Below are 25,898 nucleotides of genomic sequence, written 5' to 3'. Positions count from 1 at the left end.
GTGGGGTGACACCACGGGGTGACAGAACCGGGCGCTTCGGTCAGATGATGGGATGTTCGGGTGACCCGGCGGCCGGGTGGTGCCGTCGGGCGGCCAGGATGCCGGTGCCCGCCGCGAGCAGGTCGACGGCGGTGAAGAGGACGCGGGAGATCAGCACCACCACAACCACCTTGCCGTGGTCGTCGAGCACCGTCGACAGCACGGCGGCGAGGGCGACCTCGCGGGCCCCCGCGCCCGCCGGGGCGATGATGACGACGAAGCCGACCGCCCAGGCCAGGGCGTAGCCGCCGATCAGCAGGAGGGCGGTGGAGACGTTGGCGTCGGCGCCCAGCGGCACACTGAGGGCCCAGACCTGCAGGCCCGCACCGACCCAGGAGCCGATGGCCCACAGCGTGGACACGACGGTGCCGCGGCCGGAGGTGCGCTCGGGCAGGCCCTCCTTGCTGACGATGCGCAGGGCCCGGTCGACGAGGCGCCCCATCACGGCGGGGTGCAGCACGACGGCCAGGGGCACCACCAGCAGCACGGCCCAGCCGAAGCCGTCGGGCAGGGCTTCGGGAGCGAACGGCACGGCGATCAGCACCACCAGCAGGGCGCTGAGCACCGACAGCAGCATGCTGACGACCGTGGCGGTGGCCGTGCGACGGCGGGGCACGTGGTGATCGCGGCCCAGCTCGGTCTGCATGACCACCGGCCAGACGCTGCCGGGCAGGTACTTGCCGAGCTGCCCGACGAAGAAGATGCGGGCCGCGACCGGCAGCCTCAGCCGGGAACCGAGGTCGGCCAGGAGCGTGCGCCAGACCATGCCGGCGAGCGCCACGTTGAGCACCGTGGCCAGGGCCGCGAAGGCCAGCCAGCCCGGGCTGAGCTGGGTGACGGCGTCGGCCACCTCCTCGCGGCGGCTGAACACGGCCCAGACCGCGAGCGCCACGAGCAGCAGGCCGAAGGCGACCCGGAACGAGCGGCGGCGGCTGAGCTCGCTGGCCCGGCCCGCGAGCGCGCCGATCCGCCCGATCAGGGCCGGGCCGGAAGAGCTGCCGGGAGCGGGAGGCGAGGCCGCCTCGTCCTCTGTTCCGGCCGGTTCCTCACCGGTGTCGTCCCCGGCGGGCGGGAACTCGTTCGCTCCGCCGCCGGGCGGACCCGAGGGCGCGCTCACAGCTGCCGCGACTCGACCGGGACGACCCCGGTCAGTGCCTCGACGTAGCGGTCCCAGGGGCCGGCCAGGTCGATGTCGGGAAGGCCGGCGCGCAGGCGGTCGAGCTCGCCGGGGGCCGCGAGCTGCTTGAGCGCGGTGACCAGGGCGGGCACGTCGTCGGGCGGCACCAGCAGCCCGTCGACGCCGTCGTGCACGTCGTCGGGGAAGGTGCCGACGCCGGTGGCGAGCACGGGCAGGCCGTGGGCGTGGCCGAGCAGCACGTTCTGCGAGGCGGTGGCGTGCCGGTAGGGCAGGGCCAGCACGTCGTGCGAGGCCATCAGGGCGGGGATGTCGACGCCCGCGACGTAGCCGGGCAGCACGTTCACCCGGTCGGCGAGCGCCGGGTCGGCGGCCAGTTCGCGCACCCGTTCACCGGCCGCGCCCCACTGCTCGCCGGCGACGGTGACGGTCACCTCGGGCACGCCCTTCGCGGCCTCGATCAGCAGGTCGTAGCCCTTGTAGTCACGCACCATGCCGAGGGTGAGCACGCGCAGCGGGTCGCCGGCGGACCGCGGGGGGCGGGCGGCGGCGAGCTGACGGCCGGCTGGTTCGGGCAGGCCGCCGGGCAGGTGCGGGGCCAGCGGCACGGTGACCACGGGACGCCGGTCGAGGCCGAGTTCATGGGCCAGCCGGGCCTGCTCGGCGGAGTGCACGACGATGCCGTCGACCGAGCGCAGCATCTGGCGGATCAGGAACTCCCCGCCCGGATGGGTCTCGTGCGGCACCACGTTGTGGGCGATCGCGACGATGCGGGGCTTGGCCGCCCCGACCCGGCGGCCGCGGGCGGCCATCCGGATCGAGCGCACGAGCGCCAGCAGCGACGGCACCTGCACGGGTACGACCACGACGATGACGACCAGGTCGACGTCGCGCAGGGCCTTGCCGGTGCTCCACCAGGAGTTCGGGCGGTCCCAGCGCAGCGGGCGGGTGGTGTTCGGGAACGGGGGCAGGTCGGGACCACCGTCGGGAACGGCCTGCTCGCCCGGGTAGAGCGCGTGCGGGTAGAGCCGCGACCAGGAGACCAGTTCCACGTCGTGACCGGCGGCGGCCAGGGCGTGCGCGGTCTGAGTGGTGTGCGCCGCCACGCCGCCCTTGAACGGGTGCGACGGACCGACGACCGCGACCCGCAGGCGTTCGGGGGTCTCGATCGGGTCGGGCAGGTCAGGCACCACGAACAACTCCGCCATCAGTAGATCCATCCCCGGCAGCCTCGGCGGACCGACCGGTACACCAGGTAACGGCAGGTGCGCGAGTGCCTCGTGGAACGAGGACTGATGAGTCGCGGCGCGGTACAGCGTGCTGAACGAGGCGCCACGCCTCAGCCCTCGTGCACGCCGGGGTCGAGCGCGCTGTCCCCGCGCGACCGGACGATGAGGTCGGCCAGCAGGCCCATGCTCGCGATCAGCAGACCGGCGATGAGCAGCAGCATGGTGTTGGCCGGGATGTAGAACGGCTGCCGCACGTTGTCGACGATCGCCTTCACCGCGCCGATGCCGAGCAGCCACAGGGCCAGCGGCATGAGCACCTTCAGCGGGTCGAAGTACATGATCATCCGCAGCACCTGGAGGATGTACCGGTAGGCGTCGCGGACGAAGTGGAACTTCGACGTGCCGGCCCGCTTGGCGTAGTCGATCTCCATGTAGTGGATGTCGTGCTGGTTCTGCAGGAACGACAGCGTGATCGTGGTGACGCAGGAGAACCCGGGCGGCAGCAGCCGCAGGTAGGGCAGCGACACCGAGCGCCGGAACGCGCGCAGACCGGAGTTCAGGTCGGGGATCTTCTGGTTGCTCAGCCGCTCGGCGATCTTGCGGATCAGCCACTTCGCCGGCACGCGCAGCCACTTGTGCGTGCCCTCCTCGGTGAGGCGGGCACCGACGACCTGGTCGTAGCTCGGGTCGGTGAGCAGCACCTGGATCAGCTCGGGGATGCGCTCGTTCGGGTACGTCATGTCGGCGTCGGTCCACACCACGATCTCGCCGCGGGCGCGCAGGGTGCCGATGCGCCGGGCCGTGCCCGAGCCACCGTTGCGGCGGAACGCCAGCACCTGGAGGTGCGGCATGCGCAGGGCGGCCTCGCGCAGCACGGCGAGCGTGCCGTCGGTGCTCGCGTCGTCGATCGCCAGGATCTCGTAGCTGTGGCCCGACGCGTCCATCGACGCGGTGATGCGCTCCAGCTCGGCGAGCACGTGGTCCTGCTCGTTGAAGCAGGGCAGCACGATCGTCGCGGTCACCCCACCGCGTTCGGGCACGACCGGTCGCCCGGTCGGCTGGGATGACGTCGGGGTCTGCGGGGCCAGCGGTGATGCACTCATCGAGGGTGAGGTTACCGGCTGCCGAAGGACGTTTCGGACGCCGGACTCCAGCTGTGGATAACAGTTGGGGTTCAGGACACCCCGGCCGCCGGGGCGAGCCAGACCTGCACGGGCAGCGGCGCTTCCCCGTCCGGCACCTTCGTCAGGTATCGCTGGTCCTCGTTCGAGGTCAGGTTCACCACTTCTTCGGAGGTCAGGCCCAGGGCCTGGATCACGGCCTCGCCCTCGGGCGTCGCGGCGAGCAGCACCGGGGTGTTCCCCGCCGCTGTGATCCTCGCGACGATCGGTTTCACCACCGCCACCACCGCGGCGGTGTCGGTGATGTCGGTGATCCGCACGGACGCGGCCGGGCGGTCGCACGATCCGCGCACCACCTGGGGCCACTCGTTCGCGGCCCGGTTGTCCAGGGCCAGCACCACGTCGTGGTCACCGAGTGCGTCACAGACCGCCTCGACCGCGGCCACCTCCCCGGTCTCGGTGCGCTGCCCGGCCACCGGCTGGGTCGCCAGCCACGGCGGCAGCACCATCACCACCACGGCGACGGCCACCACCCCGGTGAGTGCGGTGGCCGGCCAGCGGTGCAGGGCCCGGCGGCTGACCCAGGCGGCGGCCGCGGTGGCGGCGATGACGAAGGCCGGGATGACCACCGGCACCATGCGCCGGTCGGCCCAGGGGTGGTCGGGGGTGATGCCCGGGCGGTACAGCGTGAGCAGGATGCTGCCGAACGCGATCACCGCCGGGCCGAGCCAGAACGGCACCCCGGTGGTGCGGCCCGCGCCGGAGGAGCCGCGGGCGGCCGAGTTCAGCCACCACCGCCCGGTCGCCGCCGCGAGCACCATGAACACCAGCCAGGCCGCGACCAGCATCGCCGGGCCGGTGTACCAGCTGATCCAGTTCAGGCTGTGCTCGGCATAGGTGCGCCCGCCGTCGACGGCCAGACCCTGTTCCAGCTGGAGCCCGGCGACCACCCGCGAGCCCGGGTCGTTCGGGTCCTGCCGGGTCGTCATCCAGAGCGGGCGACCCGCCAGCACCACGCCGATCAGTCCCACCGCCCCGGCCAGCAGCCAGGGCCAGCGGTTCTGCCCGGCGTCGGTGGTCAGGCGTAGGTACAGCGCACCGGTACGCCCTTCGCGACGCCGGGCGATCGCCACCACGGCCCAGCTGCCCAGACCGAGCACCACGCCGCCCGCGATCAGCGGCACCAGGCTGGCCGAGATGGTGCCGAGATAGGGCCGCGACAGCCAGACCGCCGGGATCACCGCGATCGCGGTACCGCCCAGGGCCCCGGCCACCAGCGGGCGCGCCGCCGGGTGCCGGCGCAGCGCCAGCACCGCCACGACCGGCAGCAGCAGCGAGACCTCCCGCAGACCGTCCACCCGGAACAGCCCGGCCAGGCCGAAGGCCAGGCCGGCGGCGAGACCGAGCCCCCGGGCTGCCCGCGGATCGTCCGTTCCGTGCACCCCCGGGATGGCGAAACCGTTCTTGCGCAACGGGTTACCGGCAGCCACGGCATCGACGAGCAGCGCCGCCGCGACCGCGACGAAGAGCAGTGCGATGGGCTCGGAGTAGGTCGAGCGGGCCGCGTGCAGCACCGGCTGGATCATCGCCAGCGACAGCGTGGCCAGCACCGCCCAGCGCGGCCCGAGCAGCCGCGCCACCAGCCCGGCGAACCCCAGCAGGGCCAGCGCCGAGCAGATCGCGGGCACGATCAGCAGACCGTTCCAGCCCGCCGCCCACCAGCCCAGCGAGTACACCGCCGGGGCACCGAGCAGGAACTGCGGCACGATGTCGACGGTCGTCCCCGCCGCCCCCGCGCTGCCGTGCACCACCTGGTAGTAGGCCGGGCTGGCCAGCCGGAAGGCCGGATCGGTCAGGGCCTGGCTCCCGCCGAAGGCCTCCAGCCAGGACGGGATCGGCAGGCCGTGCCGGGTCGCGATCCACTGGCTGTAGAGAGCGTAGGAACCGGCGTCACGGCGCAGCACCACGTGCTCGGCGTGGGTCAGCGCGGCCCAGACCCCGTGACCGGCCGCGATCGCGATCACCGCCGGGGCGCTCCAGCGCGGAGCCGGACCGGCCGGGACGAAGCGCACCACCCAGACCGAGAACACCAGCCCGACGACCAGCAACGGCACGACCAGCCCCGGCAGCCAGCCCCCGAAGGGCACCAGCAGGGCAGCGAGCAGGCCGGCGATCGCCAGGAAGCAGGCGGCGAGCGGACCCGACCGGGCCAGCACGGTGCCGGAGAGCCGTTCCCCCCGTATACCGGGCAGTGAATCGGCAGGAGGTTCCGTGCTCGTCCGCTGGCTCACGGCTCTCAACTTTCAGTGGGTGCGGGTCACCACCGGCAGCAACGAGCCGGCAGGGGTGCCAGCGGCTCTACCGGCTCGGGCGCAAACCTACGAGACGCCCGCAGCAGGCTCCAATCCGCCGCCCTACCGTCAAGAGTTCTAGAACACCGGGGAGTGGGGGCACCTCCCGGCCGAAGGCTGGGGGACATGCATGATCACGAACAAGGGAGTGGGTGCACGGGCGACCGCCGACCGGCCCCTCTACGCTGGCGCGCGTGACCACCCAAGCCCCGGCTGACGTCGCCGCGCTGTTGTCGTCCCTGATGTCCACCGATCCGGGACGGCCCCGGGTGACCTGGTACGGGCCGGACTCCGAGCGGGTCGAGTTCTCCGCCAAGACGCTGGGTAACTGGGTCGCCAAGACCGCGAACCTGCTGGTTGAGGAGCTCGACTGCGAGCCCGGGTCGACGGTCGCGATCGCGCTGCCCGTGCACTGGCGCAGCGTGTCCTGGCTGCTCGCGGCCTGGGCGGTGGGCGTACACGTGGTGGTGTTCGACGAGAACCTCGGGCCGGCCCGCACCGACCTGAGCTTCGACGTGCTGGTCACCGACCGGCCGAGTTCACCGCCGCGGGGCAGCACCGAGGCCGCGCTGGTCGTGGTGGCCCTGCCGTCGCTGGCCACCCGCTGGACCGGTGACGTACCCCCCGGCGCGATCGACGCCGCCTCCGAGATCCGGCTCCAGCCCGACGCGTTCAACCCCTACGCGGCGCCCACCCCGGACAGCCCGGCCCTGACCATCGGCGAACTCACCGTCTCCTACGGCGATCTCTTCACCCAGGCCCGGACCGCGGCCGGCGAGGAGGGCACCCGTCTGCTGACCGGAGCCGGGCCGTCCCGCGCCGTCGAGGCCTATCTGGCCCCGCTCGTCACCGGTGGTTCGGTGGTTCTGCACCATGACCTGACCGGCCTGGGCACCGATGAGCGGGCGCATCTGGAACAGCAGGAGCAGGTCACGGCCACCGACCTGGGGCCCGCCCTCTAGAGCCGAAAGACCGAACCCGAACACCCGCGTCCACCGACCAAAATGGTGGGCCGCCCCCAGAACCCTGGGGACGGCGCACCATCTCGGAAGAACCGTCAGCCGAAGGTGAACCCCGGCGACTTGAGCCCGAGGCGGTAGCGGGCCTGCGCGCCGGTGAAGGTCCTGGTGACCTTCTTGCCGTCGATCTTTCCGGTGATCTTCACACCGTTCAGGCGGGCCGCGCTACCGCGGGCGGCGACCGAGTACGAGCTGACCGAGTCGAAGCCGAACTTCTTCGCGAAGGCGGCCTTCGTCATCCCGACGCTCCAGGAGCGGTAGGGGTTGTCGGAGGCACCGTCCCAGCGGCTGTCGTCGACCGGCTTGAGGTAGCTGATCTCGTACTTGCCCCAGACGTATTCGCGGTTCTCGGTGTAGCCGCCCATCGAGGACGAGTAGAGCGCCTCGATGGTGCGCCCGGAACCGTCGACGATCACCTGGTTCGCGGTGGCGACGACGGCCTTGCGCCAGTTGCCGCCCGAGGAGGCGTCCACCGACTCCACCGCGTACCCCCGGTAGACCTGGTCGGCGGTGCCCGCGCTGAGCACGTACGCCTTCAGGTCCGCGTTGTACTTGGTGCTGAGATACGTGCGGGCGGCCACGGTCTGGGCCTTCAGCGCCTCGATCGGCCAGGACACCGGCACCTCGCCCAGACCCATCAGGTACTTCTGCACGGCGCTGTGACCGCCCGACGCGGTAATGGTCTCGGTGACCTTGATACCCGCGCCGGAGCCGACGTAGGCGGCCCGGTCGTAACGCGTCGAGAGAGCCGAACTACCGCCGTACGGATAGACGTTGACAACCTTCCCGGTGTGCGCGGCCGACATCACCGAGGCGTTCTGCACGAACATGCGGCGCTTGCCGTCCTGGTCGAACAGCGCGATGCCCGGCCGTCCGTCGATGGTCTTGCGGGCGACGGTCCAGGTCGAACCGGTGGGCTGGACGACGTGGCGGGTGGGACTGGCCCAGCGCACCGTGCCGGTCACCGCCTGGAGCTTCGACGACGACGCCCCCGAGGCCAGGTTCAGCACGACCGGGGCGTCAAGATTTTTCTGGGAGAGCGACGCGTCGTAGTAGTACGTCTTCAGGATGGTCTTGTAACCACAGCCGAGTCGGGCGGCGCCCTGGGCCCCGTACTGACTCATCCCCATACCGTGGCCCCAGCCGCCACCGTAGATCTTGACGGCGCCCTTCGGGACGCTGGCCTGGGAGATCCGGCTGCCACCCGGCGAGGGGCAGCTCTTGGCGGCGGAAACCGGTACTACTGCGGCATTCGCGACGGTCGGGCCCGCCAGTACGGCGAGTGCAGTTCCCAGGACGGTCGCAGCGATCGAGCGGGGACGGCGCATCGGGTAGGGCTCCCTCGAGTTACGGACACAAGGGTGGCCGGCTCGATCTGCCTCCGCCGGCCACGCAAAATCCATCGGCCGCATCCCTGCCCTGGTGAGGTACCGCCCGGGGGCTCCCCTGAAGGGAGCAGTCCGTCGCTCCCCCCGCACTTCTCAGAACTCCTCGGAGCTACTGAAGGGGAACTTGATCTCTTCCCGGAGAGGACCTGACCGGGTGAGACAGGACAGTGAGTGACCGTCATCGCACGTACCCCACGACATCGACCCGCACCCGGGTGCTGCCCACACTGCTGACCAGGGAGATGGCCCCGGCGTCACCGATCGGGACGAGCACCTGGTTGGAACGGGTGTCGCCCTTCGCCACCCGCAGCGCCACCGCGTTGGACGCCGGGGCGCCCCACGCGTAGGCGCCGAGTGCCGTGGTGGAAGCGGAGTCGATCGCGGTCAGGGTGACGATCACGCCGGTCGCGTCGTTCGGCACCGCTGTCTTCGCACCCGTCACCGTGATCTTCTTCGGCGTCTGCCGGGCCAGCGTGGCGTCGGTGAGGAGGACCGGCTTGACCGCGGTCAGTGACCCGGGCGTCCCCGCGGTGACGATCCCCCGCACGTCGACGGTCGCACTGGTCGCCGCCCCGGTGTTCCGCAGGGTGAACTGCCCGCCGGTGACCGGCACGATCGCCAGGTTGTCGATGGTCTCGTCGCGGCGGTAGGTCAGCGTGGGCAGGGTGTTCACCGTCAGCGTGCCGTCTCCGTACGGTCCCATCGCCGAGACGTCCACGATCACGGCACTGATCTGCGCCGAGGCAACCCCGCCGACGGTGTCGGGCAGCACCACCGTGCGCGGCTGACCGTCCTTGAGCTGACCTCCCTGGTAGCGGCTGTCGAAGATCCGCAGACCGTCGACCGGCTGCACGGGCGAGCCGGTGGCGCTGTAATACCCGACCACATCGACAGTCAGCTCGGTCACGCCCTGGGCGTTCCCCACCGTGATCGAGCCGTCGGCGCCGACCCTGGTGGTCACCAGGGTGGAACGGGTGACGCCCCGGGGCACGGTGCTCACGGGACGCGCGGACACGCGGCCGGTCGGGTAGGCGGTGAGGGATGTGTCCGCCGTGGAGCAGGAGGCCGTCAGGTTGAGGACGACCGAGGTGACGCCGGTGGCCGGGATCCCGGCCTGACCGAGCACGGGCACACGGGCGTAACCGGCCGGTCCGAGACCGATGTTCTTTCCGCTGCGGGTGTTGTAGAGGCGGGTCGGGGTGACGGGGACGTAACCGCCCGCCCCGCCCGACGGGGTGGCCTCCGGCTGCACCGGTTGCCGGGGTGGGGTCACCAGAACGGTCCGGGCCACCGGTTTCGCGGTGCCGGTAGCAGAGGACGAGGTGAGTGTCAGCACGTAGGTGCCCGGGCGGGCCAGGGTGCCGTCGGCGCGACGGCCGTTCCAGGTGGCCCGGATTTCCTCACCGGCCGCGGTGTTTCCGCTGACCCGGGCGACGGCACCGCCGTTGCAGGGGGCGGTCACGTCGAGCCACCAGTTCTGCCGGCGCAGGGCCCGGGCCGTGATCGTCAGCGGGGTGCCCTGCTGTGCCGTGCTCTTCGGCACCGTCGGGTTGATCAGCGCGGCCTGCATGAGGGTGGTGACCTGCGACCGGATGGCCGGCAGGTACGGATACAGGTATTTACCCGGGCAGGCGGTGTAGCCGGTGTTGCGGTGGCCCATGATCACCGGCAGGGTCACGGTGCGGCCGGCCGGGTAGCGCGCGGTGCCTCCCCCGGCCGAGGTCAGCTGGGTGGAACCATTCGGATCCCGGTGGTACTGGTTCAGCTTCCAGGCGAACACCCGGGCCACGGCATTGATGGACGCGGCGGTCGGCCTGGCCACGTCATAGTTGCCGATCACCGAGACACCGAACGTGTTGGTGTTGAAACCGCCCGCGTGGGCGCCGGTCACGGCCTTGTCCAGACCGCCGGCCCGCCCTTCCCAGATGCGGCCGTACTTGTCGACGAGGGCGTTGTAGCCGATGTCGCACCAGCCGCGGGACAGGTGATAGGCGTAGTCGCCCCGCAGGATCGAGGGCACCTGGGCCGCGGTGTAGCGGTTGTTCCCGGCCGTGTGGTGCATGACGACGGCCTTCACCGTGGTGGTGACGGTGGGCGAGCACTTCACCCGGGACTCGTCGGCGCCCCACTGCGCGCGGGTCATGATCGTCGGACGGCCCGCCTGGGCCGCGGCGTACCCGGCCGGCTGCACCGCCGCGGCGACCTGGTCGTAGTCCGAGCTGCCGGCGTCGACGAGCTCGAGTCTCAGGCCCGACGGCAGATTTCCCGATCTCACCGTGACTTTCGCCTGCACGCCGTCACTGGGCCCGACGTAGAGCGGATCGGTGCCGCCCCGAACATCTTTCGTGGCCATCACGTCGTCACCGGCGTCGTCATCCAGCCCCAGCCAGGCCCCCCAGACGCCCTTCTGCCGCGTTCGCACCTGAATCGTCACATCCGGCGCGGTTTTACGACCCTTCCAGGTGACCCCTACGGTCTGGAACGCACTGGTTCCGCGCCGCGAGGTAAGAATGCCCGTCTTCTGACTCGACGCCGAAATGCCCGGCGCCAGATCGATGGTCGCGATCGACGGCCGCACGACGACCGGATCGGTGATGCTGCTCGCCGAGACCGGGGGGTCTTGGGCATGAGCGCCGGCGACCGGCAGAACGGGCAGGATGGCGAGGCAGGACAGGAGGACGACAGGTGCTTTACGCATTGGCGGGGGACCCCAGACAGCAGAAAATACGTTCAGTTTCAGACTAGATACTCAACGTAATTTGCCCAGGAACTAGCCATCCCCCGTCCGCCCGATGCCACCGGGTGATGGCGGCGAGGGCATCGGGCGATCAGCCCAGCGGCTTGCGCAGCACCAGCAGGAAGTAGTCGCGCTGCAGATCAGCGCGGGGGTAACGGCCCAGAACGTCTTCGAATCGGGAGTAGAAATCCTCGTCGATCGGGCTCTGGGTGAAGGCCCGGTGCGCCACCTCGAACCCCAGCAGATCGGCGTAATACTCGTAATGCAGCCAGCTGAGCCGATTCACCCAGGCATGCCCGATCGGCGCGCGCCCGTGCTTCACGTCCCAGGCCCGCACCACCTCGTCGGTGAACAGCAGGTGCGGCCAGGGGAAGTAGATGTCGCGGTAGCGGTGCGAGGCCTGGGGGCCGGCGTGCAGATTGGCCCGGATCCAGGCCAGACCGCCCGGTTTCAGCAGGTCGTAGGTGGCCTTGAGCATGGCGTAGGGATGCGTGACGTGCTCCCACACGGTGAAACTGAGCACCCGGTCGAATGAGTCGGGCTCATAGGGGCTCTTCACCGAGAGGTCGGCACACTCGAAGTGCACGCGGTCACCGGCGAGCTGGTCCCACGGCCGGTAGTGCGTGACATCGACACCGTGCGCGTCGCAGCCGAGGTTGTGGGCCAGCGACCAGACCTCGAACCCGTTGCCGCAGCCGATCTCCAGCGTGCGCTTCCCGGCCAGGCCGACCATGTCGTTGACCCAGCCCACGCGCCGCCGGGCCGCCTCGGCCAGGGCCGTGTCGCTGTACGAGGGCGGGCTGGGCACGATCCGCCGGTCCTGGTACTCGGCGTTGAGCTGCTCCAGCAGGTCGATGTCGTAGACCTGGCCGCTGCCCTCACCGGTCTCGTAGAGGCTGCGCACCCTGTGCCCGGAGCCGGTGATGCCCTGCGGCAGTTGCCAGTTCAGGTCGGTTGGCAGGGGTGGAACGTCGGGCAGGCCGGTCGGTGGACGCACGCTGCCGGCACCCGGTCTCGGCTTGGGGGCCGGTTTCGGTGGTTTCGCGAAGGGCGCGGGTTTCTTCCCGAGCACCAGGTCGCGCAGGGCGATGGCGGTGCGGATCGCGGCCTCGTCGCGCGGTCCGGGAAGCCCGCGAAGCGTGCGAAGCACCCAATCCTGAGGGACGCGGAGCCCCCACTTCCGGTTCGTGATCATGCAATCCCCCAGCCCCTGGGGGCCCGGGAGGCGCCCCTTCCCCGGGGAAGGTTTGCATGATCACGAAGAGCTTGGGGGGTGCCGAGGTAGGTGAGGATTGCCTCGGCGATGCGGGGGCCGGCGGCTCCGTCCCAGAGTGGGGGGCGTTGCCCCAACGGGGCCGGGCGGGGTGCCCTCGGCCGCGCAAGCACCTCGTCGAGCGCGGCCGGCACCTCATCCGGTGTCACCAGGCGGTTGGTGCCGTGCGTGATCGTCACGGGCCGCTCGGTGTTGGGCCGCATGGTCAGGCAGGGCACGCCGAGCACGGCCGCCTCTTCCTGCACTCCTCCGGAGTCGGTGAGAACGGCGGACGCACCCCGCACCAGTGCGAGAAAGCTCGTGTAGGGCAGGGGGTCGAGGATTTTCACGGCAGAGGACGCGTGCAGGCCCGCCTTCTGGAGTCGGTCGCGGCCACGCGGGTGCAGCGGCACCACCAGCGGCACGCGTTCCGCGGCCCGGTGCAGCACCGCGACCAGGCGCTCGACCGCGGCCGGGTCGTCCACGTTCGAGGGCCGGTGCAGCGTGGCGACCAGGTAGTCGCCGTCCAGGCCGTGGGTGGCCCGGGCGGCGGCCTCGTCGAAGCGGTCCAGGTGCTTCAGCAGGGTGTCGATCATCGGGTTGCCGACGAAGTGGATGCGGTCGGCCGGCACCCCCTCGCGCGCCAGGTGCCCCACCGCGTCGGCGCTGGTGACCAGCAGCAGGTCGGAGAGCTGGTCGGTGACCCGGCGGTTCACCTCTTCCGGCATGGTCATGTCGAAACTGCGCAGCCCGGCCTCGACGTGCGCCACCGGGACCAGCAGCTTGGCCGCGACCAGGGCGGCGGCCAGGGTGGAGTTGATGTCGCCGTAGACCACCACCAGATCGGGCTCGTGCTCGAGGAAGACCTTCTCCAGGCCGGTCATCACCGCCGCGGTCTGCCCGGCGTGGCTGCCCGAGCCCACCCCCAGGTCGAGATCCGGCTCGGGCAGGCCGAGCTCGTCGAAGAAGACCCGGCTGAGACGGTCGTCGTAGTGCTGACCGGTGTGCACCAGCACCTGCTCCACCCGGCCGTGCAGCGCCTCCAGCACCGGCGCGGCCTTGGGGAAGTTGGGCCGGGCGCCGGTGACGTGAACCAGCTTCCTCATCGTGAGGCCCCCGGAGGGACACCGGCCGCCACCCCGGCGACCACGTCGTCCTGCGCTGAGAGGACCGTGACCACCGGCGCCTGCGGCACCACCCCGGTGTCGGCCCACGAGCGCATGTCGGCGGCGAACCGCTCGGCCACCACCGCCCGGTCGATCCGCCGCCCGGCCGCCGCCGCGGCCCGGTCGAGCGCCCCGAGATCGACGTCCAGACAGGAGAAGACGGCCTCGGTGAGGGCCTCCACCCCATCGGCCGGATAGATCAGCGCGGCGCCTCCGTCCACCACCGGCAGCGATCCGGAGTTCGACGGCATCAGCACCGGCCGGCCGAAACTCAGGGCCAGGGCCAGCACCCCCGAGTTCAGCGAGCGCCGGTAGGGCAGGGCCACCAGGTCGGCGGCCCGCATCAGCACCTGGATGTCGACGTCGGGCACCGGCACGGGCATCAGCCGCACCGCCGGGTGCGCGGCCGCCGCGGTCAGGAACTCCCGGGTCTCGGGCGCGTCGTCGGGCTTGCCCGCCACGATCAGCACGATCTCGCCCGGCCGCACCCGGGAGACCCGGTCCACCGCCTCGAGCAGATCCGCGATGCCCTTGTACGGCTTCACCGCGCCCGTCAACAGCAGGGCCACCGCGCCGTCGGGGATGCGCAGCCGGCGCCGGGCGTCGGTGCGGCCGATCCAGTCCGGGTACACCCCTTGATAACCGGGATGGTCGCACTGGTAGACCTTCTCGGGCGGCAGCGCGAACCAGTCGCCGACCGCCGCGACGGTGGCGGGGCTCATCACGTGCACCAGGTCGGTGCGCTCCACCACCTGCTCGCGCAGCCGTACCTCCTGCGCCTCGAACCGGGTGTCGTGCGGCAGCACGTTGTGCACCGTCCAGACCAGGCGGGCACCGCGGTCTTTCAGCGTGTCGAGCAGGTCGGCGTGCCGGCCCACGGCCTCGTCGGCACTGCGGTCGTCGGTGCACTTGGCGAGCACCTGGTTCAGCCAGTGCAGATGCACCACGAGCGGCACGTCACCGGGCCAGTTGCGGGTGGTGGCGAGCAGGTCGGTGATGCGGAACGTGGGCGCGGCCACCAGCCCCCGCCCGGCGAACCGGCTGTAGAGCACGCTCTGGAAGGGGTTTCCGGTGTAGTAAGGGGTGAACGGCCAGACCACCGGCTCCGGACCCTCGACCGGCACCCGGGCCAGGGCCGCGAAGGTCTCGGCGATCCAGCCCTCGGTGCTCTGGTCACGCCCGGGCATCGAGATCAGCATCCGTGGGCCCTTTCCGCATAGCGCTGCTGCGCGAACGTGTAGACCGCGTCGAAAGACCGGCCGTTCCCGGCCCAGGTGCGCTCCCGGCGCACCCAGTCGGCCGCCTCCGCGGCACGTTTCGCCATCTCCTCGGGATGGTCCGCGAGCCAGGCCACCGCCCCGGCCAGCGACTGGGCGTCGCCCGCGGCGAACACACTGGCGCGCTCCAGGTTCTCCCCGGCGATCTCGACCAGCGCGGGCAGGTCGCTCACCAGCAGCGGCACCTCCATCGCCATCGCCTCGAAGGGTTTCATCGGCGAGACCATCCGGCCCGCCCGTTCCGGCACCCGGGGCACCACGAACAGGTCGACCTGCGCGTACCAGTCGGGCACCTCGTCGAAGGGCACCGACCCGGCGAACACCGCGGCCTCCCCGAGGCCGAGCTCGTCGGCCCGGGCCTCCAGCTCGGCCCGGCGGCGCCCCTCCCCCACGAGCAGCACACTGATCGGCAGCCCCTGCCTGCGCAGGAGCGCCGCGGCGGCCAGCAGCACCTCCTGCCCCTCGCGGAAATGGTCGAGGTTGCTGATGTAACCGAGGACGAAGGTGCCGTCCAGACCGAGCGCCCGGCGCTTTTCCCCAGACCGGGCCCGAGGCTGGAACCGGTCCAGGTCGACGGCGTTGGGAATGACGAAGACCTTGTCCTCGGGCACCCCGTGACCGTGCACGATCTCTTCACGCATCGGCCCGCTCAGGGTGACCACGGCGTCGGCCGCGCGCATCGCCCGGGTCTCGGCGGCGAACCGGCGCCGGTAGTACTCGGCGTGCTCGGCGTAGCGCTCGTCGGCGGTCCAGGTGGTCTCGAAGAACGAGCGCACCTCGTAGATCCACGGCAGCCCGGCCCACCCCGACAGCGCCTCGCCGACCACGCCCAGGTCGTAGCCCCGGTGGCCGGAGCCGGCGTGCAGCACCTGCGGCCGCACCCGCGCCACCTGCCGGGCGAACGCGGTGGTGGTCAGCTGGACGTACTCCTCCCAGGTCACCGCCGAGAGCTGCCCGGCGCCGGGCATCACGTGGTGGTAGTCGATCGCGTCGACCCTGGAGATCGGGGAGATCGGGCCGACCCGGACGTCGCCGTCGGCCGCCGGGGGGAACCCGGGCAGGGTCACCGCCACCGGGTCGCGCCCGGCCCCGCGCACCGCCAGGAGCGTCTCGTGGGTGCGGGTGCAGTAGCCGTTGTTGCGGTGCGGCATCGACTCCTTGGCCAGGTACAGCACCCGGCCGGGAACGGGTTCGGCGAGCCGGGCCGGGCGGGGCCCGGGCACGCTCGGCCGCCAGCCCGCGTCGGTCTCCACCAGCCGGCCCTGCACCGAGCGCTGGAGCCGCACGTTCTTCCCGCTGGGCGCGGCCATCGCCAGCCGGGATGCCTCGGCCACCGCGTCGGACAGCTGCCCGGTGCGGGCCAGCACCTGGGTGCGCAGCCGGGCCACCCGCATGTCGGCCGGACTGCGCCGGGCCGCGTCGTGCAGCAGGCGCAGGGCGTCGTCGTGCCGCCTGTCCTTGTCCCGGCGCACGGCGGCGCCGATCTCGGCGTAGGTGATCGCGATGCGCGCGGCCCGGCGACCGCGGCGGGGCACCGCTGTCACCTGGCGTCTGAGCTTCCGCCGCCAGCGGGCGAACGCTCCCATGCGGAACCTCTCCTCGAAATCTGAACCGACATCCGGACCGAGATCTCAGCGGGCCGGTCCGGCACGCATCGTCACAGGATGTACCGGATCTGCGACGGCCAAGTCTGCCGTATGTTGGGCCCCACCACGGTTAACGAGGGCCTCCCCCTCCGAACAGCCGAGGTGGCAGCACACTGATGTGTCAGATGAGACGCAGATGAAAATCTCCAGATGCAGATGAGGACGGCGACCTCACTCCATGCGCACCGGACCGCCCACCGTGGTGCTGGCCACCACCAACGGCAAGGGAATGGGACACCTCTCCCGTCAGCTCGCCCTCGCGCTCGCCTCGCTCGGCGGGATGGACCCGGTGATCTTCTCGCTGTCGTCCGCCGTCACCGTGGTGAACCAGTACGGCATGCGCGCCGAATGGGCGCCCGGCTCGCAGCGCAAACAGGTGCCGCGCCGCCACTGGGACGCCTACCTGGCCGAGCGCATCACCACCCTGATCACCGAGACCAACGCCAGCGCCTTCGTCTTCGACGGGGTGTACCCCTACGACGGGGTGCTGCGGGCACTGCGCCGGATGCCCGACGTGCCGTTCATCTGGAGCCGCCGGGCGATGTGGCAGAAGGGCGTCGGGGCCCGCGCCCTGAGGTACCGCCGCCTGTTCGCCGCCGTGCTGGAGCCGGGAGACCTGGCCTCCGCCGGAGACGTCGGCCGCACGGTCTATCTGCAGGACGCCCGCCGGGTCGGCCCGATCACGCTGGTCGGGCAGGTGCCGCAGCTGAGCCGCGAGCAGGCGATCGAGCAGCTGGAGCTCGACCCGGACCGGCCCCGCCTGCTGCTCACCCTGGGCAGCAGCAAGCGCAGCGACCTGTACTCCGCCTACCAGCGCACGGTCGAGCAGTTCACCGCCGCCGGCTGGCAGGTCGTGGTCACCTCGTCCCCGCTGCGCGGCCGGGCCGCCTCCGCCGCGGGCCCGAAGCAGATCTCGGTCTTCCCGCTGGTCAGGTACCTGAAGGCGTTCGACGCGGCGGTCTCGGCGAGCGGCTACAACGCCGTGCACGAACTGCTCTACTCGGCCGTGCCCACGCTGCTGGTGCCGAACGCCGACGCGGTGACCGACGACCAGCGCACCCGGGCGCGCATCGTCGGCAACAGCGGTCTGGCCCTGGCCGCCGACCCCGACCGCCCGCGCGAGTTCGACGCCGTCCTGGCCCGCCTGCTCGACGCGCGGGTGCGCGACCGGCTCAGCGCGTCCTGTCGTGACCTGGATCCCCCCACCGGCGCCACCGAGGCCGCGCGCACCGTCATCGGCCTGGCCGCGGTCGGCGTGCCCAGCGGTGAGCGGATGGAAGCCGCCTCGCTGCACGCCCAGCGGTTCGCCCGGCGCACGATCGGCCGGGTGCTGCCGCCCGCCATCGCCAACCAGCTGGGCCGCCCGCCCCGCCTGGCCCGGCCGGGCGACCTGCGCGGCCCGCTCCCGGTCAGCCCGGTGCTGGCACCTGGCCTGCAGGGCGTCCCGCACATCACCCGCGACCAGCTGCTGGTCACCGACGCCCTCACCCCGGGGCTGTTCGACGGGCGCTTCGTCGAGCACCTGCTCCCGGGCGCGAGCGACGACTACGTGCGGGCCCGCGCGGAGATCGCCGGGCGCTACTACCGGCTCGGGGCTCCCTCGTCCGTGGAGACCGAGTCCGTCGAGGCAATCCGGACAAAGAGTGACGAACGAGACTGGTCCACTCTCGGCTGGCCTGCGGGTTAGGTCGCCATTGATGACTCTGCGCCCCGCCAATGCGCACAGCGTGTCACAATTCAACCCGGGCGCCATGGACTGAACGACGGTCGAGGTCTCACGGAGACCCCCTCCGGCGTCCTTCAACCACACCGATCGGTGCGCGGAAGGATTCGCTGGAGATGTCGCAGCACTTGCCTGTCCGGTCCACGGGGCTCGACCTCGTGGTCGTCGGGCTGGGTTACGTGGGCCTGCCCCTGGCCCAGGAAGCCTGCCGCAGTGGCCTTCAGGTGGCCGGGCTGGACCTCGACATCCAGGTGGTCGACGACCTGAACGCCGGGCGGTCCCACGTCGACGACCTGTCCGCCGCCGGCCTCGCCGCCATGCGGGAGGCCGGTTTCGCCGCGCACACCGACGCATCGATCGTGGCCGAGGCGCGCACGGTGGTGATCTGCGTGCCGACCCCCCTGGCCCAGGACGGCGGGCCGGACCTGAGCATGGTGCTGGCCGCCGCCGCGTCCGTCGCCGCGTTCGCGCAACCCGACACGCTCGTCGTGCTGGAGTCGACGACCTATCCGGGCACCACCGACGAACTGCTGCGCCCGATGCTGGAAGAGAGCGGGCTGCGGGTCGGCCACGACATCTTCCTGGCCTTCTCCCCCGAGCGCATCGACCCGGGCAACGCGCACTGGCACTTCCGCAACACCCCGAAGGTGGTCGGTGGCCTCACCCCGGCGTGCACCGAGCGGGCGGCTGCCTTCTACCGGAAGATTGTGGACGAGGTGGTCACCGCCCGCGGAGCCCGCGAGGCGGAGATGTCCAAGCTCCTGGAGAACACTTATCGACATGTCAACATCGCTCTGGTGAACGAGATGGCCCGGTTCTGTCACGAACTCGGTATCGACCTGTGGGACGTGATCCGCTGCGCGTCCACCAAGCCGTTCGGGTTCCAGGCCTTCTATCCCGGGCCGGGCGTGGGCGGTCACTGCATCCCGATCGACCCCAACTACCTCTCCTACCGGGTGCAGGCCGCGCTCGGTTACCCGTTCCGGTTCGTCGAGCTGGCGCAGGAGATCAACAACGCCATGCCGACTTACGTGGTCCAGCGGGTCCAGGACAGCCTCAACGACGTCGCCAAGCCACTGCGGGGGTCGAAGGTGCTCCTGCTCGGGGTGACGTACAAGGCCGACATCTCGGACCAGCGTGAGTCGCCCGCCCTCCCGATTGCGATCCGGTTGCGATCGGCCGGTGCCGAGGTGGTCTTCCACGACCCGTTCGTCACGTCCTGGGAACTCGGAGGTCACGGGGACACACCTTCGGGTGACGAGCTTGGTCACGATTTCGCACCAGATGGTGAAACTATAGGTAGCGGTGCCTCGGGCGGAGCCCTCCAGCGTGTGCCGGAGCTCGCCGGAGCGCTCGCCGGGGCGGACATCGCCGTTCTGCTGCAACGCCACTCAAGCTACGATCTCGACGAGATCGCCCGGCTCGCACCTCTGGTGCTCGACACCCGTGGCGCCATCACCGACAGCGCAACCGTGGAGCGACTTTGACCAGCATCCTGCCGATCCGGCCCGAGACGGGCGCGTCGCAGCGGGCAGCGGCGAGAGCCGCTGAGTACGGTCTGGTCCAGCTCGGGGGCCGGCCCCCGCTGGGCAGATATATCAAGGAACTGTGGGCGCGGCGGCACTTCGCCCTGGAGTTCGCGAAATCGCGCTTCCGGTCGGCGAACGAGGCCAACCGGCTCGGCATGGCCTGGGTGGTGCTCAACCCCCTGATCCAGGCGGCCGTGTACGGCCTGATCTTCGGCTTCATCCTGACCAGCAACTCCAAGCCGCACAACTACACGGCGTTCCTGGTCTGCGGTGTCTTCACGATCGGCCTGTTCTCCGGCTGCTTCACCGACGGCGCCAAGTCGCTCGTCGCCAACCGGGGCCTGGTACGCACCCTGCACTTCCCCCGCGCGGTGCTGCCGATCGCGACGCTGCTGAACAAGCTGATGGAACTCGTCGCGACCACGGTCGTGATGTGCGTCATCGTCATGCTGACCGGTGAGATGCCGCAGCTGGACTGGCTGCTGATCATCCCGGCCTACTTCTTCCTGGCCCTGTTCAGCGGGGGTATCGCCTTCGTCGCGGCCCGGCTGACGGTGCACCTGCGGGACATCAGCCAGCTGATCCCGTTCATCAACCGGCTGATCTTCTACCTGTCGGGCGTCTTCTACATCGTCGGCAACCGTTTCGGGGACCGGGGCATCCTCGGCAAGGTGATCGAGGCCAACCCGCTCAACGTTTACCTGAGCCTGGTGCGGTACGCGATGCTGGAGGGTATCCGGGGCACCGGCCCCAACCAGATCTCCATCGACGCCACCACCTGGATCATGGCGGCCGGCTACGGCGTCGTGATGTTCGTGGTCGGTTTCATCTTCTTCTGGCAAGCCGAAGGGCTGTACGGACGTGACTGAGCAGACCTCTTCCCAGAACGGTTCGGTAGCCACCGACCGCAGCGGGGAAGACCTGGAGACCATCGGGCAGGATGCCCCTCCGGCCGAGGAGAAGGCCGCCCCGAAACCGGCGGCCAAGAAGGCCGCGAAAAAGGGTGTCGGCCCCACCGGCCTGAAGAAGATCAAAACGCGGGTGCCGGTCGGCCCGCGCGAGCGGCCGACGGTGATCGTCGACAACCTGCACGTCACCTACAAGGTCTACGCGACCGGCAAGCGTGCGACCGGTCGCAACGCCGAGAAGAAGGGCCTGCTGGCCCGCACTCCCGGTGTCCGCCGGGCACACGAGGTGCAGGCCGTGCGGGGCATCAGCTTCACGGCCTACGAGGGCGACGCGATCGGCCTGGTCGGCACCAACGGTTCCGGCAAGTCCACGCTCTGCCAGGCCATCGCCGGCCTGGTGCCCGCCAAGCGGGGCGCCGTCTACTCCGAGGCCAACCCCACCATGCTGGGTGTCGGCGCGGCGCTGATGAACGACCTGTCCGGTGAGCGCAACGTGATCCTCGGTGGGCTGGCCCTGGGCATGAGCCTCGACGAGGTCAAGTCCAAGTACCAGGACATCGTCGACTTCTCCGGTCTGAAGCCGGAGTTCCTCGACTACCCGATGCGCACCTACTCGCAGGGCATGGGGGCCCGGCTGCGGTTCTCCATCGCCGCCTCGGTCTCCCACCAGGTGCTGCTGATCGACGAGGCCCTCTCGGTCGGTGACCGGCTCTTCGGTCAGCGCAGTGAAGAGCGCATCCGCGAACTGCGCGAGTCCGCCGGTACCGTCTTCGTGGTGAGCCACGCCCTGCCGACGATCACCAAGACCTGTAACCGGGTGCTGTGGATCGACCAGGGCAAGCTGATCATGGACGGTGGCGTCGACGAGGTCATCGAGGCGTACACCGAGGCCGAAGGCGCGTGACCCACGGATGAGGCCGTCGTGACTCAGGAAAGCTCCGCTCCCCTGAACACGACGGCCTCTTCCGCTTTCCCGTCAGTAACAAGCGCCCCCCGCGTGCTCATCGTGACCGTGGTGCACGACCCGGACGACGCCCGCATCCGCTACCGGCAGCTCACCGCGCTGCTGGCCGCCGGGGTCGAGGTCACCTACGCCGCACCCTTCGAGGCCACGCACCGCCGTCCTCCCGACGGGGTGACGGCGCTGGAACTCCCCCGGGCCGCGGGCCGGCAGCGCTTCACCGCGGTCTCCGCCGCCCGCCGCCTGCTGCACCGCATCGGCCCCGAGTACGACCTGGTGCTGCTGCACGATCCCGAGCTCCTGCTCGCCGTGCCGGGTCTCGACCGGCACGGCCCCCCGCTGGTGGTGTGGGACGTGCACGAAGACACCGCCGCGGCCCTGCGGATGAAGTCCTGGCTGCCGGGCCCGCTGCGTCCGGCGGCCGGTCTGGCCGTGCGCGCCGCCGAGCGCTGGGCCGAGCGCCGCTGCCGGCTGCTGCTGGCCGAGGAGGGCTACCGCAGCCGGTTCCGGCAGGACCACCCGGTGGTACCGAACAGCGTTCCGGTGCCGGAACACCAGCCTCCGCCGCCCGGTGACGACCGCGTGGTCTACCTGGGCCGGATCACCCGGGCCCGGGGCGCGCTGGAGATGATCGAGCTGGGCCGCCGTCTGGCCCCGCAGATGCGGCTGGAGCTGATCGGCCCGGCCGACGGCGACGTGGCCGGGCCGATCGCCCTCGCCCACGCCGAGGGCTGGCTCGTGCACCACGGTTTCGTGCCGAACCGGCGGGCCCTCGGGCTGCTGCCCGGCGCCCTGGCCGGGCTGGCGCTGCTGCACGACGAGCCGAACTACGCGGTGTCGCGGCCGACCAAGGTGATGGAGTACATGGCCTGCGGCGTGCCGGTGCTGACCACCCCGAACGCGGCCGCGGCCGAGCTGGTGGGTCACTACCGCAGCGGCACGGTGGTGCCGTTCGGCGACATCGACGCGGCCGAGACGATGATCCGGGCCCTGCGCCACGACGTGGAGCGCCGTGAGCGCCTGGGCTCGGCCGGATGGAACGCGGCGCGGGCCGATCTGGACTGGCGCACCGACGGCAAGCAGTTCGCGGAGCTGATCCGGAGCTGGAGCCTCCAGCCCCGCCACTGAAGAACGCCCGCCCACACGTCAGCGTGCGGGCGGGCGTCTTCAATCAAAAGGGATCAGGGTGCGGACGCGTCGGGCATCGTGAGCCCGCCGATCTGGCTGGGCAGCTCGGCCAGCTTGCGCGGGCTGAGGATGAATCCCGCACCCCAGCTGAGGTGCATGGTGGCGGTGACCACGGGCAGGCGCACCCAGGCCCCGGCCGGCAGGCCCCGGCCCTCGAAGGCCGAGCCGGCGCAGATCGCGACCAGGTACCCGGCGGGCAGGATCGCGGCGGGCTTGATGCCGGCGGCGGCGAGCCCGAGCCCACCCACCACACCGGCCAGGGCCAGCGGCGGGGCCAGGTAGCGGAAGTTGACGGTGCCCTCGTGGCGGCGCATGACCACGCGGCGCCAGCGGCCGTAGAAGAAGTACTGCCGGCTGAGCGCCTTGACCGTGGGCCGGGGGCGGTAGGAGACACGCAGTTTCGGCTGGAACCAGACCCGCCCGCCGGTACGGCGGATGCGCAGGTTCATCTCCCAGTCCTGCGCGCGCAGGAAGGTCTCGTCGTAACCACCGACGCGCTCCAGGGCGGAGCGGCGGAACACACCGAGGTAGACCGTGTCGGCCTCACCGGCCGTGCCCCCGGTGTGGAACGAGGCGTTGCCGACACCCAGCTTGCTGGTCATGGCGCGGGCCACGGCCTGCTCGAACGGGGTCTCCCCCTCGGCGGCCATCACCCCGCCCACGTTGTCGGCGCCGGTCTCGCGCATCGTCTCGACCGCGATGCGGACGTAGTCGCGCGGAAGCATCGCGTGCCCGTCGATCCGGACCACGACCGGGTGCTTGGTCTCCGCGATCGCCGCGTTCAGCCCGGCCGGTGTGCTGCCGTGCGGATCGGGGTTACGCACCAGCGTGATCCGGGAGTCAGAGGCAGCCAGCTGGGCCGCGATCTGATCGGTGTGATCCTTCGAGGGCCCGAGCGCGATCACCATCTGCAGCTGACCGAGGTGATCCTGGTCGAGCGCGTGGTGCACGGCCTGCTCGAGATGCCGCTGCTCGTTGAGCACGCAGAGCACGATGCTGACCGGGGCGTCAGCGGGCAGCTGATCGTTGGCGGAGTGGGCGCCGAGCGCCTCAGGCAGGTGGCCGTCCATGTCCTTGCCAGCCTATCGGGGGTGCAGGAGTGCTTCGCGCGGTGATTGCGGCGGCATCCGGGCCGAATTCGCTTCAGACGCCCCTGATCAGGCACGTCCGGAGCAGGGCGGCCAAGAATGTCACAGCAAATTTATTCGTGTAAGGGTGAGTGCGACGCCGGTGTTCGTCGTCCATCATCAGATTTTCCTTTTCCCGGAACCGAACTCAGGCGGCAGCGCATACGGAGCGCACATTGACGGCCGCGCTGCGTGACGATTCCGACGGCGCGGCATCGTCTTCGGACGAACCCTTGCCCGTTGCGGGTGTCGCCGTGGCAGAGGGTGTCACGACCGGAGTGCTCGCCACCGTCTCCGGGTCACCCTCCAGGGCCTTGATCGTCGACGTCACCTGACGCCGGACCTCGGAGTAGTCAGGGTGTTTCGGCACGATCAGCGGGGGCACGAACTGCACGCTCTCGATCTCGTTGCCCTTCGCCCCCTGCGCCAGCTCCAGGAACAGCGGTAGCCGCCGGGCCGGGATGTCCGTGGCCACCACCTGGGTGCTCGCCGAGGCGATGGTCTGGAAGTGCTCCAGCACGGTCGCCGGATCGAGCTGGTTGACCATCGCCGTCATCACGCAGCGCTGGCGGGCCATCCGGTCGTAGTCGCTCGTGGTCTCGCGGGACCGGGCGTACCAGAGGGCGTGGTAGCCGTCGAGGTGCTGCCGGCCGGGCGCGATCCAGCCATGGATCTTCGAGGTGCCACCGCCGATCGGGGTGCGGGCCACGACGTCGACATCGATGCCACCGACCGCGTCGACCAGGTCCTGGAACCCCTGGAGATCGATGATCACGTAGTAGTTGACCTTGAGACCGGTGATTCCCTGGACAGCCTGCATCATCGCCTCGGCGCCCGGGTCCTGCGTGCCCGGGAACAGGGCGGGATTGTCGTTGCCGTACTTGTAGATGGCGTTCAGCAGGCAGTCGTCCCCGCAGTCGTACCCCTGCGGCCACCGCTGCGCGGCCGGGGTGCCCGCCGGGAAGGGCACGTTCTGCAGGTTGCGCGGCATGCTGAACAGGGCTGTCCGGCCGGTGTTCTCATCGATGCTCGCGAGGTTCACACTGTCCGGCCGGGTACCCACCCGGGTCGGCCCGGTGTCGCCGCCGAGCAGCAGCACGTTGTACCGGCCGTCCACCGCGGCCGAGTGCTTGCCCGAGCCGAACACCCCGGACAGCAGGTCGGCCGCCGCCCACACCCGCTGCCCCAGGGCCAGCGGGACAACGAACGTCACCACCATCAGGACGGCGCTCAGCAGCGCGATCCAGCGGCGCGACCGGCGGGTCAGCTCGGGTGCCTGACCGATACGCCAGGCGTCCAGCAGCAACAGCGGCCAGATCACCGCGCCGCCGAGGAGCGCGATCGCCAGCGGCCGGATCACCCACTGGTGCGTGAACAGGCCGAGCACCCGGTCGCGATCGACGACGGCGACGACGGCCAGCCCCACGGCCACGAGCAACGCGCAGACCCACAGGCGTAACGACGCGCGCGCGACCGCCAGTCGCGCACGGCTCAGTTTCTCGGAGTGCCGAGAGGACGACCCGGCGACCAGTTGCGCCGAGCCCGGGGCCATCAGCGTGAGCGCGAGAAAGGAAAGACACCGGCGCATCCGCAGGGCACTGAGCGCCGGATCAGGCGGGCTCGGCCGTCGAGGTCCCCGCGGCCCCCCACCGCCGCCCAGCGGCTCGACGACTTCCTCGTCCAGGTGTGCCACGCGAAGTCTCGGGAGTGCATGACCCGTTCCCGTTTCCGGGCGCGCCGGACGCCTCACGGCCGGCGATCGGGAAACGGACATCACCTCAGTATCGTCCTGTCACCTGCCCAGACCCGTGGATTACGGCCCGCCGTGTCGCAGTTTCGCCACCGGCCGCCGCGCACCGCGCGCCCACCGTCGCCCTGAGCAACGGGATGACCACTGGCAGAGGCCAGATCTGGGCCCTCCCACCACGAATGGGACGCAAAAGGTGTGTGCCCCCGACGGGGGGCGGGGGCACACACGGGCAATCGTAGCCGTCACGGACGGACAGGGACAGGGCGGGCCAGAGGTAACCAGTCGTTCAGCCCTACCCCGCAGAAGGGTGGTTCACCCTCCTTCAATGCTGAACCTGATTCGCCTGTTTGTG

General features: G+C 70.9%; 18 protein-coding genes. 6 read left to right on the top strand and 12 right to left on the bottom strand.

The annotated features are described in order from the left end of the window. Nucleotides 1–40: 40 nt before the first annotated feature. From LR393_RS16860 to LR393_RS16845, 4 genes are all read right to left on the bottom strand, one after another. The gene (locus tag LR393_RS16860; RefSeq protein ID WP_231484891.1) at nt 41–1,156 is read right to left on the bottom strand and encodes a lysylphosphatidylglycerol synthase transmembrane domain-containing protein; all 1,116 of its coding nucleotides are present in this window, start codon (nt 1,154–1,156) and stop codon (nt 41–43) included. Then, nucleotides 1,153–2,394, bottom strand: a complete 1,242-nt coding sequence (locus tag LR393_RS16855; RefSeq protein ID WP_231484890.1) for a glycosyltransferase family 4 protein — start codon at nt 2,392–2,394, stop codon at nt 1,153–1,155. The genes LR393_RS16860 and LR393_RS16855 overlap by 4 nt, the downstream gene beginning before the upstream one ends. A gap of 119 nt (nt 2,395–2,513) precedes the next feature. Beyond that, nucleotides 2,514–3,506, bottom strand: a complete 993-nt coding sequence (locus tag LR393_RS16850) for a glycosyltransferase family 2 protein (RefSeq protein ID WP_231484889.1) — start codon at nt 3,504–3,506, stop codon at nt 2,514–2,516. Between the two features lie 71 nt (nt 3,507–3,577). Continuing rightward, nucleotides 3,578–5,815, bottom strand: coding sequence for a hypothetical protein (locus LR393_RS16845; protein WP_231484888.1), 2,238 nt, complete (start codon nt 5,813–5,815; stop codon nt 3,578–3,580). Between the two features lie 254 nt (nt 5,816–6,069). Between LR393_RS16845 and LR393_RS16840 the strand changes: the two genes are divergently transcribed. Further along, nucleotides 6,070–6,837, top strand: coding sequence for a TIGR03089 family protein (locus LR393_RS16840; protein ID WP_231484887.1), 768 nt, complete (start codon nt 6,070–6,072; stop codon nt 6,835–6,837). 95 nt (nt 6,838–6,932) lie between these two features. On the opposite strand, the gene LR393_RS16835 is transcribed toward LR393_RS16840, so the two are convergent. From LR393_RS16835 to LR393_RS16810, 6 genes are all read right to left on the bottom strand, one after another. Continuing rightward, nucleotides 6,933–8,222 (bottom strand): SpoIID/LytB domain-containing protein, encoded by a 1,290-nt coding sequence (locus tag LR393_RS16835; protein ID WP_231484886.1) that lies wholly within the window; start codon nt 8,220–8,222, stop codon nt 6,933–6,935. Nucleotides 8,223–8,460: 238 nt separating this feature from the next. After that, on the bottom strand, nt 8,461–10,980 hold the full coding sequence (locus tag LR393_RS16830; RefSeq protein WP_231484885.1) for a peptidoglycan recognition protein family protein: 2,520 nt from the start codon (nt 10,978–10,980) through the stop codon (nt 8,461–8,463). 130 nt (nt 10,981–11,110) lie between these two features. After that, nucleotides 11,111–12,169: a class I SAM-dependent methyltransferase gene (locus LR393_RS36480; protein WP_231484884.1), complete on the bottom strand. Its 1,059-nt coding sequence runs from the start codon at nt 12,167–12,169 to the stop codon at nt 11,111–11,113. Between the two features lie 41 nt (nt 12,170–12,210). Continuing rightward, complete coding sequence (wecB, locus tag LR393_RS16820; protein WP_231484883.1) at nt 12,211–13,377, bottom strand: non-hydrolyzing UDP-N-acetylglucosamine 2-epimerase; 1,167 nt, start codon at nt 13,375–13,377, stop codon at nt 12,211–12,213. Further along, the gene (locus tag LR393_RS16815) at nt 13,374–14,624 is read right to left on the bottom strand and encodes a glycosyltransferase (RefSeq protein WP_231484882.1); all 1,251 of its coding nucleotides are present in this window, start codon (nt 14,622–14,624) and stop codon (nt 13,374–13,376) included. Before LR393_RS16815 ends, wecB begins: the two co-directional genes overlap by 4 nt. A gap of 5 nt (nt 14,625–14,629) precedes the next feature. Then, a complete protein-coding gene (locus LR393_RS16810; protein ID WP_231484881.1) occupies nt 14,630–16,300 on the bottom strand; it encodes a glycosyltransferase family 4 protein in 1,671 nt (556 codons plus the stop codon). Between the two features lie 238 nt (nt 16,301–16,538). Here LR393_RS16810 and LR393_RS16805 point away from each other — a divergent pair, with 238 nt between their 5' ends. From LR393_RS16805 to LR393_RS16785, 5 genes are all read left to right on the top strand, one after another. Further along, nucleotides 16,539–18,047, top strand: a complete 1,509-nt coding sequence (locus tag LR393_RS16805; protein ID WP_231484880.1) for a glycosyltransferase — start codon at nt 16,539–16,541, stop codon at nt 18,045–18,047. A gap of 152 nt (nt 18,048–18,199) precedes the next feature. Beyond that, entirely contained in the window at nt 18,200–19,570 is a 1,371-nt protein-coding gene (locus LR393_RS16800) for a nucleotide sugar dehydrogenase (RefSeq protein WP_231484879.1), read from the top strand. Further along, the gene (locus LR393_RS16795) at nt 19,567–20,481 is read left to right on the top strand and encodes an ABC transporter permease (protein WP_231484878.1); all 915 of its coding nucleotides are present in this window, start codon (nt 19,567–19,569) and stop codon (nt 20,479–20,481) included. The genes LR393_RS16800 and LR393_RS16795 overlap by 4 nt, the downstream gene beginning before the upstream one ends. Nucleotides 20,482–20,632: 151 nt before the next feature. Next, complete coding sequence (locus tag LR393_RS16790) at nt 20,633–21,424, top strand: ABC transporter ATP-binding protein (protein ID WP_345718572.1); 792 nt, start codon at nt 20,633–20,635, stop codon at nt 21,422–21,424. A gap of 93 nt (nt 21,425–21,517) precedes the next feature. Then, a complete protein-coding gene (locus tag LR393_RS16785; RefSeq protein ID WP_231484876.1) occupies nt 21,518–22,609 on the top strand; it encodes a glycosyltransferase in 1,092 nt (363 codons plus the stop codon). A gap of 53 nt (nt 22,610–22,662) precedes the next feature. Here the strand turns inward: LR393_RS16785 and LR393_RS16780 are convergent, their stop codons facing one another. Together LR393_RS16780 and LR393_RS16775 are read right to left on the bottom strand one after the other, a co-directional pair. Next, nucleotides 22,663–23,739: a glycosyltransferase family 2 protein gene (locus tag LR393_RS16780; protein WP_231484875.1), complete on the bottom strand. Its 1,077-nt coding sequence runs from the start codon at nt 23,737–23,739 to the stop codon at nt 22,663–22,665. Between the two features lie 205 nt (nt 23,740–23,944). Then, nucleotides 23,945–25,489, bottom strand: coding sequence for an LCP family protein (locus tag LR393_RS16775; RefSeq protein ID WP_231484874.1), 1,545 nt, complete (start codon nt 25,487–25,489; stop codon nt 23,945–23,947). Between the last annotated feature and the right edge of the window lie 409 nt (nt 25,490–25,898).

The sequence above is a fragment of the Kineosporia mesophila genome (assembly GCF_021129235.1).
In the GTDB taxonomy this organism is placed as follows: domain Bacteria; phylum Actinomycetota; class Actinomycetes; order Actinomycetales; family Kineosporiaceae; genus Kineosporia; species Kineosporia mesophila.
The sequence above is the reverse complement of the archived record's forward strand: the minus strand, read 5'-3'. Positions and strand labels throughout refer to the sequence as shown.

Coding starts and splice junctions, on each gene's coding strand:
- LR393_RS16855 (WP_231484890.1), bottom strand. CDS start 2,394: ATGGATCTACTGATGGCGGAGTTGTTCGTGGTGCCTGACCTGCCCGAC.
- LR393_RS16850 (WP_231484889.1), bottom strand. CDS start 3,506: ATGAGTGCATCACCGCTGGCCCCGCAGACCCCGACGTCATCCCAGCCG.
- LR393_RS16835 (WP_231484886.1), bottom strand. CDS start 8,222: ATGCGCCGTCCCCGCTCGATCGCTGCGACCGTCCTGGGAACTGCACTC.
- LR393_RS16830 (WP_231484885.1), bottom strand. CDS start 10,980: ATGCGTAAAGCACCTGTCGTCCTCCTGTCCTGCCTCGCCATCCTGCCC.
- wecB (WP_231484883.1), bottom strand. CDS start 13,377: ATGAGGAAGCTGGTTCACGTCACCGGCGCCCGGCCCAACTTCCCCAAG.
- LR393_RS16815 (WP_231484882.1), bottom strand. CDS start 14,624: ATGCCCGGGCGTGACCAGAGCACCGAGGGCTGGATCGCCGAGACCTTC.
- LR393_RS16810 (WP_231484881.1), bottom strand. CDS start 16,300: ATGGGAGCGTTCGCCCGCTGGCGGCGGAAGCTCAGACGCCAGGTGACA.
- LR393_RS16805 (WP_231484880.1), top strand. CDS start 16,539: ATGCGCACCGGACCGCCCACCGTGGTGCTGGCCACCACCAACGGCAAG.
- LR393_RS16800 (WP_231484879.1), top strand. CDS start 18,200: ATGTCGCAGCACTTGCCTGTCCGGTCCACGGGGCTCGACCTCGTGGTC.
- LR393_RS16780 (WP_231484875.1), bottom strand. CDS start 23,739: ATGGACGGCCACCTGCCTGAGGCGCTCGGCGCCCACTCCGCCAACGAT.